The following is a 16,685-nucleotide window of genomic DNA, read 5'->3' on the forward strand; positions in this document are numbered from 1 at the left end:
TTAAGATAGTAAGTAAAGTAAAGTCAGGGATAAATATGAGAGATTTAGGGACGGTAATAAAAGAGTTACGTAAGGAAAAGCATTTTACACAAAAAGAATTGGCAGCTGGGGTCTGTGCTCAGTCAATGTTGTCAGCTATTGAGAATAATATTTATGTGCCTAATTCCAATCTATTGGTCAATTTAGCAAATAAGTTAATGGTGAATCTTGATGAAGTTAGTTTGGCAACTAATTTTCCTGTCAGTTCTAAATATAACTTTAATGATAAAGTTGATGACCTTTGTAACAATCATCAATATCATGAATTATTACAATTTTTATTGCAGGATAAAATTTTGAATAATTTGAAGACTGATTTACAAATTCAAGCTTATTATTACTATTTAGGCACGGCACAATTGCAAACAAGTGCTCTCTTTGAGGAAATTCAATCGTTTGAATTATCATTGGCAGGAATCAAAAATCAGAGACCAAATACTCTAGGACGTTTAGCATACATGTCAATGGGATATATCTATGCCTTGCAAGGACAAAAGAAATTGGCTGAAAAAAATATTAATATGGCCTTTAAACACTGGGATGAATTCTCTTATGAAGAGAATCAAAACGTGCTGTATTATTTAGCTGCATTGATTTATTTCAAATTAAATGATTATCAGAATTCAACGGCTTATTTGGCTGATGGGATTGAGTTTATCGCTAAACACAATTCGCATTATATGTTGGCCAATTGTTATTTTCTTCTGGCTAGGTTAGCACAAGCTGCGCACAATGATAATGAGAGATTGGAACCTAATCGTCGAAAAGATCTATTTACCGAGTTATATAGCGAAGATGCGTTTGAATAAATATTTCAATGTGACATAACTGTAAGTCTTATGTAAGCAGTTTAAATGTACTTATGTGCTGTAATAACTTATTATATAAGTAACAATAAAAGGGGGAAATAAAAATGCATATTCCAATAAAACGTTCTAGTAATGATAAAGTTTTTGCAGGTGTCATCGGTGGATTGGCCGAACATTTCCAATGGAATCCAACAATAGCCAGAGTTTTGTGGGTTGTTTTATCCTTAACACCATTTCCAGGGATTATTGGTTACTTAATTCTATGGTTATTGATGGAGAGTCCAGATTATTAATAGTTGGAGGTTAAATATATAATGCACATTCCCGTAAAGAGATCAAAGGATAATCAAATATTTGGAGGAGTCATTGCTGGTATTTGTGAAAAATTTGACTGGAATCCGGCAGCTGGTCGAGTATTGTATGTTGTGTTATCGCTCGTGCCAGGATTTCCTGGAATCATCGTTTATTTGGTTATGTGGCTTCTAATGGAGAAACCAGATTTAAATTAAATATATAAATTATAGATAGTAAAAAGCATTATCCAGAAGCCCTGTAAGGGGGTAAGTGGATAATGCTTTTATAATTTCATCAAAAATTTTATTTGTAAATCTGTCAAAAAATGTAATTAGTTTCGGGTTCCAAAAGTTATTTTTTATAACGATAAAAAATAATAATCACGCCAAATATTATGGTTATAATTCCAGTCATTTGCCATAGAATCAATGTTTTGACATTAATCCATGCGGCTAAATAACTAACGACCGAGAATAATGCGAATGTTGAAGTCGCCAATGCGTGCATAGCTGATATGTTCCCAACGTTAAATGATCGATACATTAATTTTTCAAAAACATTTCCCGACATTCCCATAACTATCCCCGCTATCAAAAGAAGAGCCAACCTTATAAAGTTGTTAATAGGGAAGGTGACGGCTATGAAACAGCCTCCAGAAATAATATAATCAAATGCGAAAAAAGTTGGTGCTTTCCATTTGACTAGCGGAGCAAACATACCACCTACTAAATCACCAATTTTTTGGACGGCGTTAACAATTGAAAACATGGCTACGGCTAATCCCAATTCTTTCATGGTTAACGGTAGCAAATCAAATAGTAAACCAGTAATACCACCCAAAATTGCTTCAAATAAGATAATCAAAAAAGCGGGCATCGTGTGTGAAAATTGATACAGTGAATCAATCATTTCTTTCAAGTAAGACTGTTCAAATTCATTTTCAGGTTCATTTTTAGGTAGATCAAAAGTTACGTCATAACTAATCAACCAGTAAAAAATTATTCCTAGCGGTGCACTAATAAAACTTACTACTAGAAGCCAGATACTATCGTACTTCAATACAAATGAACTAATGATACTGGCTATGATGGTTATTCCGGAACTCATAAAGTATTGAAAATCAACTGACTTCTCAATCAATGCTTCATTTTCTTGGAAGACCACCGGTATAAATCCCACTTCCACAGATTCTGAAATTGTATTTACAGCACTCAATATGAAATATAAAATGGCAATTTTGAACAAGTCAATGTGTTCAATTAAAAATATCCCACCGACAAGAATAGCAATAGTGGAAATCAATTGTAAATTTATTAGAACTTTCTTGTTGTTTTTTATCTGTCCCAGAATTGGGCTTAGAAGAATGATCAAAGCAGGGGGAAGTGCTGCTATTCCTCCAAATATTGCGATGATTCGAGCGTTTGCGTGATATTGTTGAACTAATAAATAGAGTAGTACTGTTGAGTATATGGTAAATGAAATTAATAATAAAGCTTGCCCTATAACTAATTTCAAAAGGTTTTTGTTTCCTTGAATTGTCATATGTTACCCCCAGCTATTATTTAAAAAAATTCCGTAGCAATTTTGGTTAATGCTACGGAATTCTAAAATAAAATTTAATCCATTTCCCTTTATAAAAATTTATAATATAGCTATTATTAAAAAATGTAAAGGCATTTATTAACTAAAAATAATTTAATCCTAATAATAATGATTAAAACGGCTTTGTTACAGCGTAAAACGATTAAAGCAATATATTAAAAATAAAAAAGTGTGAAAGAGAACATGACTTAAAAGTCGAGTTCTTTTTCACACTTTTATTTTAGAATTTTACTAAATCTTTGATAGTATTGAGTACGCCATCGTGATCATTGTCAGTTTTGGAAATTAGATCAGCATATTTTTGAATATGAGCACCGCTATTTTTCATAGCAACACCAATACCTGATTCCTCCAACATTTCTAAATCATTACCGTTATCGCCAAAGGAAATGACATCTTCTAATGAAATTTGATAGAAATCACACAATTGTTTTAAGCCGACGGCTTTGTTGATATGGGCAGGAATAATATCAATGCTGCCAAATCCGCTGACGGCAGCGTGGATACTATCGCTGTAATTATCATTGATGAATTTAACAGTCGGATCCAGTTGTTCTTCAGCAATTCGAATATTCATCTTAAAGATTTTGTCGTCAATATCGGCAATCCGATTCACTCGTACCAAATTGTTGATATAGTAATCATTTGTCTGTGGAGAATCTTGATTAACATAAGTGCCATTGACTCCTGAAAAACAAAGACTGATTAAATTGAGACGTTTATTAAATTCTTTGTCAATGTCAATTAACTGATTATTATTGAGGGTGTCCTCAAAGATAGTTTTATTATCGACTAGGATTTGAGCACCATTTTCAGCTACGATAGCGTCAATTGTGGGAGATTGAGTAAAGATTTCTTTCAAGTGACTATAACTATTACCACTGGCAATTGCAAATTTAATATTTTGTTGATGTAATTTATCGAGATAATTATTGAAGCGCTTTACATTATATTGGTGATGGGAATCAAAAAGGGTACCATCAATATCGGTTGCAATTAATTTTATGTCTGACAAAGCTGTTCTCCTTCTATGCGTTTATATTTAATTATAAACTAAACACTGTGGAATATAAAAAATAGACTTTAAATGAGTCTACTGAATTGAAGAATGATAAATATTTGGATATTTCAGAAATCAATAAAAAAATATGTAATAATTAAAGGAATAACAATGATGAAGAAAGAAAATTATATTGAACATCAATTAAATGAATTAGGACAGGAAGAAATTGACGGGAGAGGGATAAGACTGTTATGTACAATGTTTCAAGTTTAGTACTATTCGGTTATGACTTTATTGTTTTAGATTTTACATTCGTATTATTTTTAATATTTTCAGATACGAAATTCAAAGTAAGGACAGTCATAATGACCGTCCTTTTTTCAGCAATTATTTCTTTGTTTTCTGGACGTTATGATTCTGCAATTCTTCCAGTGTTAATAATTATAATTACATTAATCAATTATAAATGGCCAAAAATTATTGGTAATAAATATTTACTTATATTTATTTTTTCTTATATCGTACAATCGCTTATAGGAGAGTTTTCAGTATGGTTCGCTCGTATCATAATAAATACTTTGGCAAATAATCGAAGCATTAATATTTTTGTTTTAATATCCATTGTTATTAATTCAGTTCTTATTATAATTACGATTTATTTCTATAAGAAAAATATATTCTATATAACCAAATTGAAATTATCCATTCTGGGAAATAATAAAATAAATATTATGACAATTTGCTTTCTTGTAATAAATATAATCGTAATATTTTCTGTTAACATTATTTTTGATATGAACCATGTGAGTGGGATTCTTCAAGGTCTAGTTGTTTTTATACTTTTCTTAGTATTCTTTACAAATCTATATTTTTTCTATCTGTACATAACTTTAGTTAATGAAAAGAACAAGCTTCAGATTCAAAAGCAAAAAGATGAAGAATTCAGAAAGTATATGGAAGTTGCAAATCAAAATTATAATTCAATAAAAAAATTCAAACACGATTATAAAAATATTTTAATTGGTTTTGAAATTTTTGTGGAACGTTCTAAGGATCAAGACTTCAAGGATTACTTTAAGAAGGTTGTTGGATACTCTGACAAGGTACTGACATTTAATCAAGATGTAATGGGAATATTAAATAATATTAAGAGTAAGCCGATAAAGAGTATACTACTTACCAAAATAAATTTAGCCAAAAGTAAAGGTATAGAATTTCATTGTGAAATTGATGAACGAATAAATGATACCGTTGTTGATGAAATTGATTTATCTAGAATCTTATCAATTTTGCTGGATAATGCTATTGAATCCAGTATGGATCAAGTGAAAAAAATTATTAGTTTTGCTATTGTTAAATATACAGACGGGTTTGATATTGTTGTTGAAAATCATATCGATGAGCCTGAAAAATTAAACGTAAATTATTGGTTTATCAAAAATTACTCTACGAAGGGTAACAATCATGGAGAAGGACTTAAAGGTGTTGAAAGCTTTGTTTCGAGTAATGATAAATTAAGCTTGAATGCTTCAATTAAAAATCATACCGTACAAATTGTATTAATTGTGGGGGATAATAATGCTTAAAATATTAATACTTGAGGACGATATAGAGCAGAGAAAAGCGATAGTAGATTTTATGAAAAGGTACATAGAATTTGAGAATATTGATGCATGTATAGATATGCAGACCGATGATGTCAAAAGAATTCTAGATTCTGTAAATTCTAAGGATGATATATTGGTTTTTTTGGATATTGAGATAGGAAATGATGAAACAAGTGGAATTAGACTTGCCGAAAATATAAGGGGAGTGTCAAGTTCAATAAATATTGTTTTTATCACATCACATGAGGAAATGTCCTTATTAACTTTGGAGCGAAGAATTGCTCCATTAGATTATATTGTTAAATCTTTGAAAATAAATGATATTGAGGAAGACATACGTAAAGATATAAATTTGTCATTACAACTTTTAGAATCTAGAGTTGAAAATAATGAAAAATTCTTTGGGTATAAACTTAGAAATCGATTTTACAAGGAGCCAATGGATTCTGTTCTATATATTGAATCGGTTCCTAATCATATTAATAGAGTTATTTTACATACTAAAGAATCACGTATTGAGATAAAAGATTCCTTACATAATATTGAGAATAAATATAATAATTTATTTAGGGTTCATAAAGGATTTTTAGTAAATCCTAGAAGCGTTGTAAGTCTTGATACAATGACAAATACCGTGTTTTTTGATAAGGCTGGGCTTATTTGTTGTCCGTTAGCCATTAGAAAAAAGGGATTATTCAAAAAAAAGTTGAGATCATTTATTGAAGACTAACGTTAACTTAATAAATAGGAACGGTTAAATTAAATAAGTTTAATCCTATTTCAGGAGGTTAGTATATGAGTTAAGGAAAGGAGGTAGAAATATGCTGGTTCCACGACAACCCTGGCAGATTTGGAACTCTTGAAAGGAATATTTGAAGCAAGGTAACTGATTATGAAGTATAAAAATAAATTAATCCAATTTTTTGTGATAAATGCGATGCTTGTTATTGGAATTTATAACTTGTTTTCCTTTTATATAGATGATGCAATTTTTAGTTTAAAAAGTACAATCAATTTTATTGGTATCATATTGATTATATGGATTGATTACTTATATTTAAAGAAATTTAAAAATAATGGGAATCAATAAAAATTTAACTGAAATTATTTTTTACATTATAAAAAGTGCCACATGATTATTAACTTTTGCGTAATAATCATGTGGCACTTATTTTTAGTGCGCCCGGCATGAGCTAACTAATGGTGCAACAATCGCAGAAAACAGAACAAAAAACTGACCATGTTATGTCGCACTCTTTCATCATTTTATAATAGTGGCAGGAACCAATTAGCCCAGATCCAACTTAATGGCATAATAATGACCATTGCTGGAATCATATCCGCAATTGGAAACATCTTGAGCTTTACCATTCGAAATCCAGTTGCCAGCATAAGGAAACCACCACAGGCTTTGAAATCTAAAATCATGTTGGGATTAGTTAATGGGAAAATGAATTTAGCTAATAAGAACAGAATATAAAATAGAATAAATTGTGGTATGGCAATAATAGAAACTACGTAGCCTAAATTGCAGGCAAAAATAGCAGCTGTGAAGAAATCAAGGACAGATTTCGAAATTAGGATGGTTGTATCGCCAGTCATTCCGTTATCAAGACTTCCGTAAATTCCTGTACCACTAGCACAGAAAAGCACAATAACTGTGACTAAAGTGTTGATAAAATCTTCATGTGACATTTCAGTTTTAGTATTAGGAAAAAGTTTGGAGATTGGTTTTTGCATTTCCATGGCACCTTTGTTGATCCATTGACCTAAATGCATCCAAAGACCAATTCCGGTTCCGATAACTAATGCAAAAATAACAGCAGGCATGTATTTCATGGGTGCGATTGAATAAATTCCCATTCCCATAGAACAGACACCAAAAATCAAAGTGATGTCGTTTTTGAATTGTTCACTAAACTTATCACCTAAAAATCCACCCAGCAAGCCGCCGAATAAAACTGAGGCTGCATTAATAATAACGCCAGTTGGCATAGTCGTAATACCCCTTTCATTTGTTTAACTATTCCAACTTTAGATTTTCGTTAGGCGATTAACAATTCAAAAAATATGATATAGTATTCTAAAATGGAATGGGAAGTGGCAACAATGGATTCACGTAAGTTGAAAGTTTTTGTCGATTTATCAAAGACGCTCAATTATACTGAGACAGCTGAAAATCTTTTTACTACCCAAGGCAATATTTCTAAACAGATTATGGCATTGGAAAAGGACCTTGGTGTATCATTGTTCAAGCGTGCTCACCGAAAAATTGAATTGACACAACAAGCAATAATTGCCTTACCTTATGCTAAAAGGATTATCAGCGACTGCAATGACCTTGAGAATAGATTGAATGATTTTCAAGCTGCTAAGAATCTGACGATTGAATTGCATACAATTCCCACAATGCCGAGTTATCAAAGTTTTAATCTGATAACAAAGTTTTTGCAAAAACATCCCGAAGTGCACATGCAGCTGCAAGAAGAGGAGAGCTACAATTTAGTTACCTCACTGAAAGCAGGTAAGTGTGAAATTATCTTTGCTCGAACATTTGATTTTGATGATCCTGATTTAGAGCGGATCGTGATGGAAAAAGATGACTTTGTAGCCGTACTACCAAAAGGTCACAAGTTTTCCACTGCTAAGAAATTGAATTTAGCAAAATTAAAGAATGAACAGTTTTTGATATTGGGAAAAACGACTAATCTTTATGATCCTGTGATTAAGATGTGTCAAAATGCTGGGTTCATGCCTAAAATCGCCTATGAAGGAACTCGAGTCGATTTGATCATGCAAATGGTGCAAAATAATATGGGTGTTTCTTTGATGATGGAAAAAACTGCCAAAAACTTTGACAGCGACGATTTCGTAACGGTCCCATTAACTTCTAATATTGCAAATGATTTATGCTTTATCAGAACTAAAGGCGATCATTCCAGTGCAAACGAAATGTTTTGGAAGTATCTTAACAACAATGTAAACCAAATTGGGGGATGAAAATATCCAAGATTTATCAACAGAACAAATAATCGACTTGATGGAATCAGGTCTTAACATGAAATTTTCAGATGAACAAATAGCTATCTTAAAAAATGATTTTACTAAGCCCCTATTGGTCAATGCCTGCGCTGGCTCTGGAAAAACGACCATTTTTATTCTAATGGCATTGATTGCAATTGCTGAGGGTAAAGTGGAGCCAAATGAAATTTTAGGAATTACTTTTTCCCACAAGTCAAAAATTGATATGGGTCAACGTTATCAAAATTTCATTGATCAATTGGAAGACACTGGTTTGAATCTGAATGGTGGCAAACCGAAATTCACTACGTTTCACGCTTTATTTTATCAACTGTTATTACAGAATCCCGAGTATCGCAGTTCCAAAGTTCTGACTTCGTATCGTTATTTTATTCGAGATTTAGCCGATCAAATCAAGCATCCCAGTAACATTATTACAAAAGATGAAATGCTGAGTGAAATGTTTGATCTAAATGATTATATGATTAATCAGGATTTGACTAGTGATGGAATATTACCCAGGTCAAGTGAAGCTTCCTTGACAAAAGCTATTAAAATTATGAGCGAGTATTCACGTCAGAATCATAATGAAGAGTTTTATGCTGACTACGTAGATGTAATCAAAAAGTATCAAGTTTTGAAACGTGAAAATGGCTATATTGATTTTAACGATATGAAATTATTGTTATTAAAGAGTATGCAGACACCGCAATACTTGCAATATTATCAACAGGTTATGGCTCGTTTTAAGATTGCGGTTATTGATGAATTTCAGGATATCGACAACCTGCAGTGGAAAATTATTTCGAAATTATTGAGTCCAGAAACGATGAAACATCTGATTGTAATCGGTGATGATGATCAGAGTATCTATTCGTTTCGTGGCAGCAATCCTAAGTTCATTTTGAATTATAAAAAATTGCTTCCCAATGCTCAGAAACATAACCTTTCAACTAATTATCGAACTGGCGAAAAGATTTTGAAAAAAGTGATTCCGCTTATTAAGAAGAACCATGTTCGTTTGGATAAGGAACTGTTATCAGGTAAGAAAGATATGGGGAAGTTCATTCTTTATAGTACGAAGAAATCTGGTTTCAGTGGCGACTCGAAGATGTTACGGCACTTAGTTAAACAGATTCGTGATAAAAAAATAAATAACGATGATATTGCCATTTTGGTACGTTACAATTCTTCAAGAATGTTGTTGGCAGATTGGTTGGCTAATCAACAGATTTATGCGGATATTAATAATATTGGGGCAATTTTGCAGAATAATATCGTTTATCGAATTATTACTGAATTAATGAAAGCAATGTGGAATGATAAATTCGAATATTTTAGTAATCAAGCTAATCGAATTGGTTTTCGTTCTTACAAAGATCACACTCAAAAAGTTGTTAAAAATCAAGATTTAGAGAAATTAAGTCAGTATCTAAAATTTGCTGATCAATATAACGCTACAACCAATACACCCTTTAAAAGGACTGATGAGCGAGTTAAAGTTTATTTTAATAGCGTTCAGCGTTTTAAAACACGCATGCAAGAATCTGATAGTGAAGAGACTAGGGATAAACTAGCTAAAAGCCTGATTAAAGATTTGTACAAAGCAGCCCAGAAGTTGACGGATCGCTATTTTGACTATATGGAAGAAAAGAATTTCATGTCAAAAAATGAGGTCAATGATATAAAGAAATATTTAGAGGAAGAATTAAGCAAGTATCAAAGTATTGATGATTTCTTTTTAGCTGAGGAACAAAAGAAGGCAATTTTAACTAGTCGTATCGAACAAGGACGACAAACTGATCGAATCCAGTTTTTGTCATTGCACCAGGCAAAAGGTTTGGAGTTTAAATATGTTTATCTCTATGGATTAACGGATAAAGAAGTTGATCGTGCTAGTAAAGTCTTGAATTCATGGTTTCCACCTGAAATGGCGATGGATAAGTTCGTTCAAAAGTGGAAATTAGTTTATAAACAAAATTTTCAGTTTTTGGAAAATGCTTTGAAATCCGCTCATGTGGATAAATATCGTGAAATTACGAATAATAACGCTTTTAACCCAATTAATTTAGATAAAACTTTGAAAAAAAATAAAGAGTTTGGGATGTTCTATGACCTTTATAAAGAAATTGAGAATTATTCAGCCTTTATTGAAGAAGAGAGAAGACTCTTGTATGTTGGTGTCACGCGAGCTCAAAAAGAGCTGAATTTAAGAATTGCTCCAGATTCCAATCCGTTAGTGTTTGACTTAGCTTTACCAAAGAAAAATCCAAAAAAATAAGTTGAAAATGAGATCAAATAACTCCTAGGAGTGAATGTGGTCTCATTTCCAACTTTTTTTGTAGAGTAGCTAGTTTAAATCTTGTAACATCTTATCCAAAGCGGCAACGACTGTCTCTTTAGCATCGGTGTATTGATACTTGTAAGCTTTTGGATATTTAGTGTGAATATTTAAAGTGTTATTGATTTTGTTAATATTTTCTTTATAAAAATTACTATCTTTAGTATTTTGTAGAATATTCAAAGCAGTTTTTTGATCAATAATATGTGTCATATTACCGAAGAGAATTTGAATCTGTTGGTCAGTTAAATGCTCAGACACGATGTTAACTAATTGGCTGTACATCATTGAAAAGCCCTTACCCAGAATGCGAAGATTATTAACTTGGGTATCATTCATCAATGTCAATTCTAAATTGGCGATATCACGGACGTCGACACTATCCATTTGGGAGTCGATTAAAAAGCCACCATCTTTTAGATATGCTGGAATCATATCGTGATTCCAAGGTAAAAAGGAAGGACCAATCACGTTGGTGGGGTGAACGATGACATAGTTTATATTCAAATTCTGGCACCATTGAGTGATTGTTCTTTCTTCGGCTAGTTTCATGACGCCCCAAATATTATCAGGGTCGATGGCTGAATAGTCGCTCTCGTCATATTCAGTAACTTGAGGATTCAAATGTCCGCTACCAATTGTACCGACAGAACCTAAGTGAACAATTTTTTCAATCGTTTTGGCTTGTTTGATCGCCTGCATAACGTTATTGGCCATCAAAGTTTTAGTAACGATGAAATCAGTTGTGTCCTTTTTCTGACCAGTAAAAGCGGCAGTATTATTGAAGATCCATTTAGTATTGAACATTAAAGCATTTAACTTTTCAGTATCAGTTAAAACATTGATGTCAACTAAGTTCAAGTTGGGTAATGTACTTTTCAGAACAGTCGCTTTTTTACTGTTAGTATAACTTCCGTAAATATTTTGATACCCTGCAGCAGTTAAATCCTTTGCCAGCCAAGCACCCATATAGCCAGTAATACCTAAAATAACAATTTTATCTGTTTTCTTCATCTGACGATTCCTTTCTAGAAACAATTTCATTAATTATTATCGTAATACTTAATGTAAACTTTAGGTCAAGTATCTAGTTGGAAAAAGACAGTCATTTAGAAATCTTACTTTAAATCAGCATATGAAATTATTAAATAATCGTTTAAAATGAGGTCGACTTGTATGATGGAGGTAATTTTGAATGTTAAAGCTTAATGTTAATGATTATAATGATCGGATTTTATCAGACGATTTAGGTATTTCTTATCGAGAATTTCGGGATGTAACTTATGTTGAACATCCTGTTTCGCCAATACAAAAGTTGAATATCTTTGTACCATTAGCTTATTATCACCAGGGAACGATTAATGGTTATACTGCAAAGACTGCACCAATCTTTATGCCTAATACAGTTGGAGGCTATATGCCAGGACCGAGAGATTTTCCTGGTAACGCAGCTTTCCCCAATAATTCGACGACAATTGTTAAAGCAATTGAACACGGATATGTGGTGATTTCTGCTGGTTTAAGGGGTCGAAGTTTGACTGATGAAACTAAGAGATTCATTGGTAAAGCTCCAGCTTTTTTGGTTGATATGAAAGCAGCAATTAGGTACGTACGACACAATCAACAATTGATTCCCGGTAATGTTGAACAGATTATTACAAATGGGACCAGTGCTGGTGGAGCTACTTCGGCTACAGTTGGAACTTCAGGCAATGCCCAGTTTTTTGAAAAATATTTGCAAGAACTTGGTGCAGCAAATGAATCAGACGCGATTTATGCTGCTAGTTGCTATTGTCCAATTCATAATCTTGAGCATGCTGACGCTGCCTATGAATGGGAGTTTAATAATATTACTGATTGGAATCGAGTACAGATGGTTACACCACCACATGAAACTACGCCACCTGTTTTCAAAAAGATTAATGGGGAGCTGACCGCTGAGGAGAAAGATAATTCAAAAATTTTAAAGGATGAGTTTGTTAAATATTTAAATGGTCTAAGTTTGATTGATGCAAATGGGAATAGGCTTTCTTTAAATGCTGATGGTACTGGTTCATTTTTAGAATATGTAAAAGATTTTATTGAGCAATCCGCTCAAAAAGCCCTAGATAGTGGTCAAAAAATATCTGCTGATACAGGTGTTCACGTTGATTCTGGGGTCGTTAATGGTTTGGATTGGGATAAGTATTTACAATTTATCACACGAATGAAAGGCGTACCGGCTTTTGATGACTTAAAAATGCAAAATCCTGAACCTAATTTGTTCGGTGATGGGAAGACAGCAAGTAAACACTTTACCAAATTTTCTCAATCTAACAGTCAAGTAAAGTCACAGTTAGCTGACAGTGATTTGATTAAGGCAATTAATCCTTTGACTTATATAAAGTCTGCCGATGGTCAAACTGCTAAGTATTGGCGGATTCGTCATGGTGCTAGCGATAGAGATACTTCATTTGCTATTCCGGTTATTTTGGCCACGTTGTTAAGAAATGCCGGATTTGATGTTGATTTTGCAATGCCTTGGGCAACTCCTCATAGTGGCGATTATGATTTAAGGGATCTCTTCACTTGGATTGATAAGATTTGCGCAAAAAATTAAATTAAAGTTTTTATTGAGATTACTTGATACTGTTGGAATTCCAGGGGTATCAAGTAATCTTTTTTCTACTCATAGTATGAACTAATGGTTGGTAGTAGATTAACGGATAGATACTTCTAATTACACTCACTACCGCTTATAGTAGTAATTGTAATCGAGGCAATGAGAAACGTTAATCAAAGATAGTAAATGTAAGTAATTAGAAATGAAAACGTTCAAGAAAAATTAATATTAGAACTGCTACTTTGTACCCAGCAGCTATCAATGTTAAAGATCCAGCAAAATAAAAATTATGTTTTTGAAAGGATGTAAAAAAATGTCAAACAATGAAGAAGACGTTAAAAAAGGATTATTTGAAATAGGTGCACTGAATACTGCGTTTCAAAAATATTTTACCGGAAAGAGTTACCATAACTCTTTAGTCAAAGAAAACGATGTTAATGTTACAGTCAGCAATGTCAGTTTTGAACCTGGTTCTCGTAATCATTGGCATATCCACCATAATGGCTATCAAATTCTACTAGTTACCGGTGGCGAAGGTTGGTATCAAGAAGCTGGTAAACCAGCACAAAAGCTTCATCCTGGCGATGTAATTGTCACTCGTGATGGTGTTAAACATTGGCATGGCGCAACTAAAGATAGTTGGTTCAGCCACATTGCCATTACTGCAGGAACTCCAGAATGGTTGGAAGCTGTCAGTGATGAGGAATACAATTCTTTGAATTAATGATTAAAAAAATAAATATATTGTTCTATTAATGGAACGCAATCAAATAAGATTTCGTTCATCTGAAAATGTAAAAAATTGTTTAAAGGAGATAAGAAAAAATGTTTGATTTCACAGACAAAGTTGTCATTGTAACTGGTGCCCGTACTGGAATTGGTTTGAGTGCAGCTACTTTATTTGCTAAAGCTGGCGCCCATGTTGTTTTGGCTGGACACCACGAGCCTAAAGATGAAGCACAACATTTAGTTGATCAAGGTTATTCAGCAGTTTCTTTTCGCTGTGACGTTGCACAACCTCAAGATGTTGAAGCTATGGTCAAGTTTACCGTTGATAAATTTGGACGGTTAGATTATGCCTACAATGATGCAGGTATTCAAAGTCCTGTTAGTGATACAGCTGATTTATCCGTTGAAGAATATGATCATGTTATGGATACGAATTTAAAGGGCGTTTTCCTAAGCATGAAATATGAATTAACCCAAATGCGGACACAAAAGACACCTGCAGCCATCGTTAACTGTTCTTCGATGGGCGGTTTAGTGGGTATTGCCGGTCGGACTGCTTATCATGGTTCTAAACATGGTGTTCTGGGGTTAACTAAGAGCAGTGCACTGGAATATGCAAACCGTAACGTGAGAATTAATGCTGTTTGTCCAGGAATTATTGATACTCCAATGGTTTCTCGTATGAATGGAACTGAGAAAAAGGAAATAGATGACTTAATTCGTGAAATCCCAATGGGACGTTTGGCTAAGCCAGAAGAGGTTGCCCAAGTTGTTTTATTTCTCTGTAGCGATGCTGCAAGTTATATGGTCGGTCAAGCTGTTTCAGTTGACGGTGGCTATACGATACACTAGTTCATTAATTATTAAAAATTTTTATTGAGACTGCTTAATGTTGTTTGAATTCAAACAGCAAAGGGGAGTCTTTTTTATTCGCAAATGAAATAAAAAATATAACTCCAATATAAGCCTAAATGGTAATTAAATTCTTTTTAAGAATGCTATTATCAGACTTGGAAGGGCTTACTTTGGAAAATTGTTTGTGAGAATGCTTGAAAATATTCCAATTTGGAATATTTAAGTAGATAACTTGAATTGTTCCGCTAGGTCAGTCCTTTTATAATAATCACTGTTAAGACAAAGAGGAGGCAATTAAATGTCAGAACAACCATATGATTTAAGAAGAGTTATTGATGAATTAAAGAAAGAACCTAATCAATACCATGAAACTGATGTTGAGGTTGATCCGGATGCAGAACTTTCCGGAGTATATCGTTATATTGGTGCTGGTGGAACGGTTAAACGTCCTACTCAAGAGGGTCCAGCGATGATGTTCAACAATGTCAAAGGATTTCCTGGAACACGAGTTTTCATCGGTGCGATGGCAAGTCGTAAGCGTGATGGGATGATCTTGCACCACGACTATAAGACTTTGGGACGTCTTTTAAAGGATTCAGTGGAACACCCAGTTGCTCCAGTAATGGTGGATTCTGACAAAGCTCCTGTACAAGAAGTTGTTCATAAAGCAACTGACAAAGATTTTGATATTAGAAAGATTTTGCCAGCTCCAACTAACACTGAATATGACGCTGGTCCATACATTACTATGGGATTAGTTTTAGGATCAGATCCTGATAAGACTATGACTGATGTTACGATTCACCGTATGGTCTTGGAAGATAAAGATACAATTGGTATGTATATTATGCCTGGTGGTCGTCACATTGGACACTTCCAGAAACAATTTGAAAAACTAGATAAACCAATGCCAATTACAATTAACATTGGTTTGGACCCAGCTATTACCATTGGAGCAACTTTTGAGCCACCTACAACCCCACTTGGCTATGACGAATTGAATATTGCTGGTGCTTTGCGTAATCAAGCTGTTCAATTAGTAAATGCTAAGACGATTGATGAAAAAGCAATTGCTCGTGCTGAATACGTAGTTGAGGCTGAAATTATGCCTAATCAGACTATGCAAGAAGATATCAATACGCATACTGGTAAAGCTATGCCAGAATTTCCTGGCTATAATGGTGACGCTAATCCAGCCGTTAACGTTGTCAAAGTTAAAGCCATCACTCACAGAAAAGATAATCCAATTATGCAAACAACTATTGGACCTAGTGAAGAACATGTTTCTATGGCCGGTATTCCTACTGAAGCAAGTATCTTAGAACTTGTTGATAAAGCTATTCCCGGTAAAGTCGTTAATGTCTATAACCCACCAGCAGGTGGTGGTAAGTTGATGACTATCATGCAAATCCACAAGGATAATGAAGCCGATGAAGGTATTCAAAGACAAGCTGCTATTTTAGCTTTATCAGCCTTCAAAGAATTAAAGACAGTCTTTTTAGTTGATGAAGATGTTGATATTTTTGATATGAACGATGTGGTTTGGACTATGAATACTAGATTCCAAGGCGATAAAGATATCATGGTCTTGCCAGGGATGAGAAACCATCCGCTTGATCCATCAGAAAGACCTGAATATGATCCTAAGTCAATCAGAGTTCGTGGCATGAGTTCAAAGACGATTATTGATGGAACAGTACCATTTGACATGAAAGATCAATTTATTCGTGCCCAATTCAAAGAAGTTAAGGATTGGCAAAAATATTTGAAATAAGGAAGTGTG

The 16,685-nt window shown here is 33.4% G+C and carries 15 protein-coding genes; 11 read left to right on the top strand and 4 right to left on the bottom strand.

The window, feature by feature from the left end; genetic code table 11:
* The first annotated feature begins 35 nt into the window (after positions 1–35).
* The 3 genes from LA20249_RS00705 (at position 36) to LA20249_RS00715 (ending at position 1,357) form a co-directional block, all read left to right on the top strand.
* A complete protein-coding gene (locus tag LA20249_RS00705; RefSeq protein WP_057737881.1) occupies positions 36–848 on the top strand; it encodes a helix-turn-helix domain-containing protein in 813 nt (270 codons plus the stop codon).
* Between the two features lie 104 nt (positions 849–952).
* On the top strand, positions 953–1,141 hold the full coding sequence (locus LA20249_RS00710) for a PspC domain-containing protein (RefSeq protein ID WP_057737879.1): 189 nt from the start codon (positions 953–955) through the stop codon (positions 1,139–1,141).
* A 21-nt stretch (positions 1,142–1,162) separates the two neighbouring features.
* Positions 1,163–1,357 (top strand): PspC domain-containing protein, encoded by a 195-nt coding sequence (locus tag LA20249_RS00715; protein ID WP_057737877.1) that lies wholly within the window; start codon positions 1,163–1,165, stop codon positions 1,355–1,357.
* A 136-nt stretch (positions 1,358–1,493) separates the two neighbouring features.
* On the opposite strand, the gene LA20249_RS00720 is transcribed toward LA20249_RS00715, so the two are convergent.
* Together LA20249_RS00720 and LA20249_RS00725 are read right to left on the bottom strand one after the other, a co-directional pair.
* Complete coding sequence (locus tag LA20249_RS00720) at positions 1,494–2,684, bottom strand: MFS transporter (protein WP_057737875.1); 1,191 nt, start codon at positions 2,682–2,684, stop codon at positions 1,494–1,496.
* A gap of 280 nt (positions 2,685–2,964) precedes the next feature.
* Positions 2,965–3,759 carry a Cof-type HAD-IIB family hydrolase gene (locus LA20249_RS00725; protein ID WP_057737873.1) on the bottom strand — a complete coding sequence of 265 codons (795 nt, stop codon included), beginning with the start codon at positions 3,757–3,759 and terminating at the stop codon, positions 2,965–2,967.
* A 239-nt stretch (positions 3,760–3,998) separates the two neighbouring features.
* On the opposite strand from LA20249_RS00725, the gene LA20249_RS00730 reads away from it, so the two are divergent.
* On the top strand, positions 3,999–5,333 hold the full coding sequence (locus LA20249_RS00730; protein WP_057737871.1) for a sensor histidine kinase: 1,335 nt from the start codon (positions 3,999–4,001) through the stop codon (positions 5,331–5,333).
* Positions 5,326–6,084: a LytR/AlgR family response regulator transcription factor gene (locus LA20249_RS00735; RefSeq protein WP_057737869.1), complete on the top strand. Its 759-nt coding sequence runs from the start codon at positions 5,326–5,328 to the stop codon at positions 6,082–6,084. Before LA20249_RS00730 ends, LA20249_RS00735 begins: the two co-directional genes overlap by 8 nt.
* A gap of 536 nt (positions 6,085–6,620) precedes the next feature.
* Here LA20249_RS00735 and LA20249_RS00745 read toward each other — a convergent pair.
* Positions 6,621–7,349 carry a DUF554 domain-containing protein gene (locus LA20249_RS00745; RefSeq protein WP_057737865.1) on the bottom strand — a complete coding sequence of 243 codons (729 nt, stop codon included), beginning with the start codon at positions 7,347–7,349 and terminating at the stop codon, positions 6,621–6,623.
* Positions 7,350–7,463: 114 nt separating this feature from the next.
* Here LA20249_RS00745 and LA20249_RS00750 point away from each other — a divergent pair, with 114 nt between their 5' ends.
* Both LA20249_RS00750 and LA20249_RS00755 read left to right on the top strand, forming a co-directional pair.
* Entirely contained in the window at positions 7,464–8,354 is an 891-nt protein-coding gene (locus LA20249_RS00750; protein WP_057737863.1) for a LysR family transcriptional regulator, read from the top strand.
* Positions 8,355–8,412: 58 nt separating this feature from the next.
* On the top strand, positions 8,413–10,656 hold the full coding sequence (locus tag LA20249_RS00755; RefSeq protein ID WP_158294581.1) for a UvrD-helicase domain-containing protein: 2,244 nt from the start codon (positions 8,413–8,415) through the stop codon (positions 10,654–10,656).
* A 69-nt stretch (positions 10,657–10,725) separates the two neighbouring features.
* Here the strand turns inward: LA20249_RS00755 and LA20249_RS00760 are convergent, their stop codons facing one another.
* On the bottom strand, positions 10,726–11,730 hold the full coding sequence (locus tag LA20249_RS00760) for an NAD-dependent epimerase/dehydratase family protein (RefSeq protein WP_057737859.1): 1,005 nt from the start codon (positions 11,728–11,730) through the stop codon (positions 10,726–10,728).
* Positions 11,731–11,911: 181 nt separating this feature from the next.
* Between LA20249_RS00760 and LA20249_RS00765 the strand changes: the two genes are divergently transcribed.
* From LA20249_RS00765 to LA20249_RS00780, 4 genes are all read left to right on the top strand, one after another.
* A complete protein-coding gene (locus LA20249_RS00765; protein WP_235806739.1) occupies positions 11,912–13,315 on the top strand; it encodes a subtype B tannase in 1,404 nt (467 codons plus the stop codon).
* 316 nt (positions 13,316–13,631) lie between these two features.
* Positions 13,632–14,042, top strand: a complete 411-nt coding sequence (locus tag LA20249_RS00770; protein WP_057737857.1) for a cupin domain-containing protein — start codon at positions 13,632–13,634, stop codon at positions 14,040–14,042.
* A gap of 101 nt (positions 14,043–14,143) precedes the next feature.
* On the top strand, positions 14,144–14,899 hold the full coding sequence (locus LA20249_RS00775; protein ID WP_057737855.1) for an SDR family NAD(P)-dependent oxidoreductase: 756 nt from the start codon (positions 14,144–14,146) through the stop codon (positions 14,897–14,899).
* A gap of 301 nt (positions 14,900–15,200) precedes the next feature.
* Complete coding sequence (locus tag LA20249_RS00780; RefSeq protein ID WP_057737853.1) at positions 15,201–16,676, top strand: UbiD family decarboxylase; 1,476 nt, start codon at positions 15,201–15,203, stop codon at positions 16,674–16,676.
* Positions 16,677–16,685: the final 9 nt, after the last annotated feature.

This window comes from Companilactobacillus alimentarius DSM 20249 (genome assembly GCF_002849895.1).
In the GTDB taxonomy this organism is placed as follows: Bacteria; Bacillota; Bacilli; order Lactobacillales; family Lactobacillaceae; genus Companilactobacillus; species Companilactobacillus alimentarius.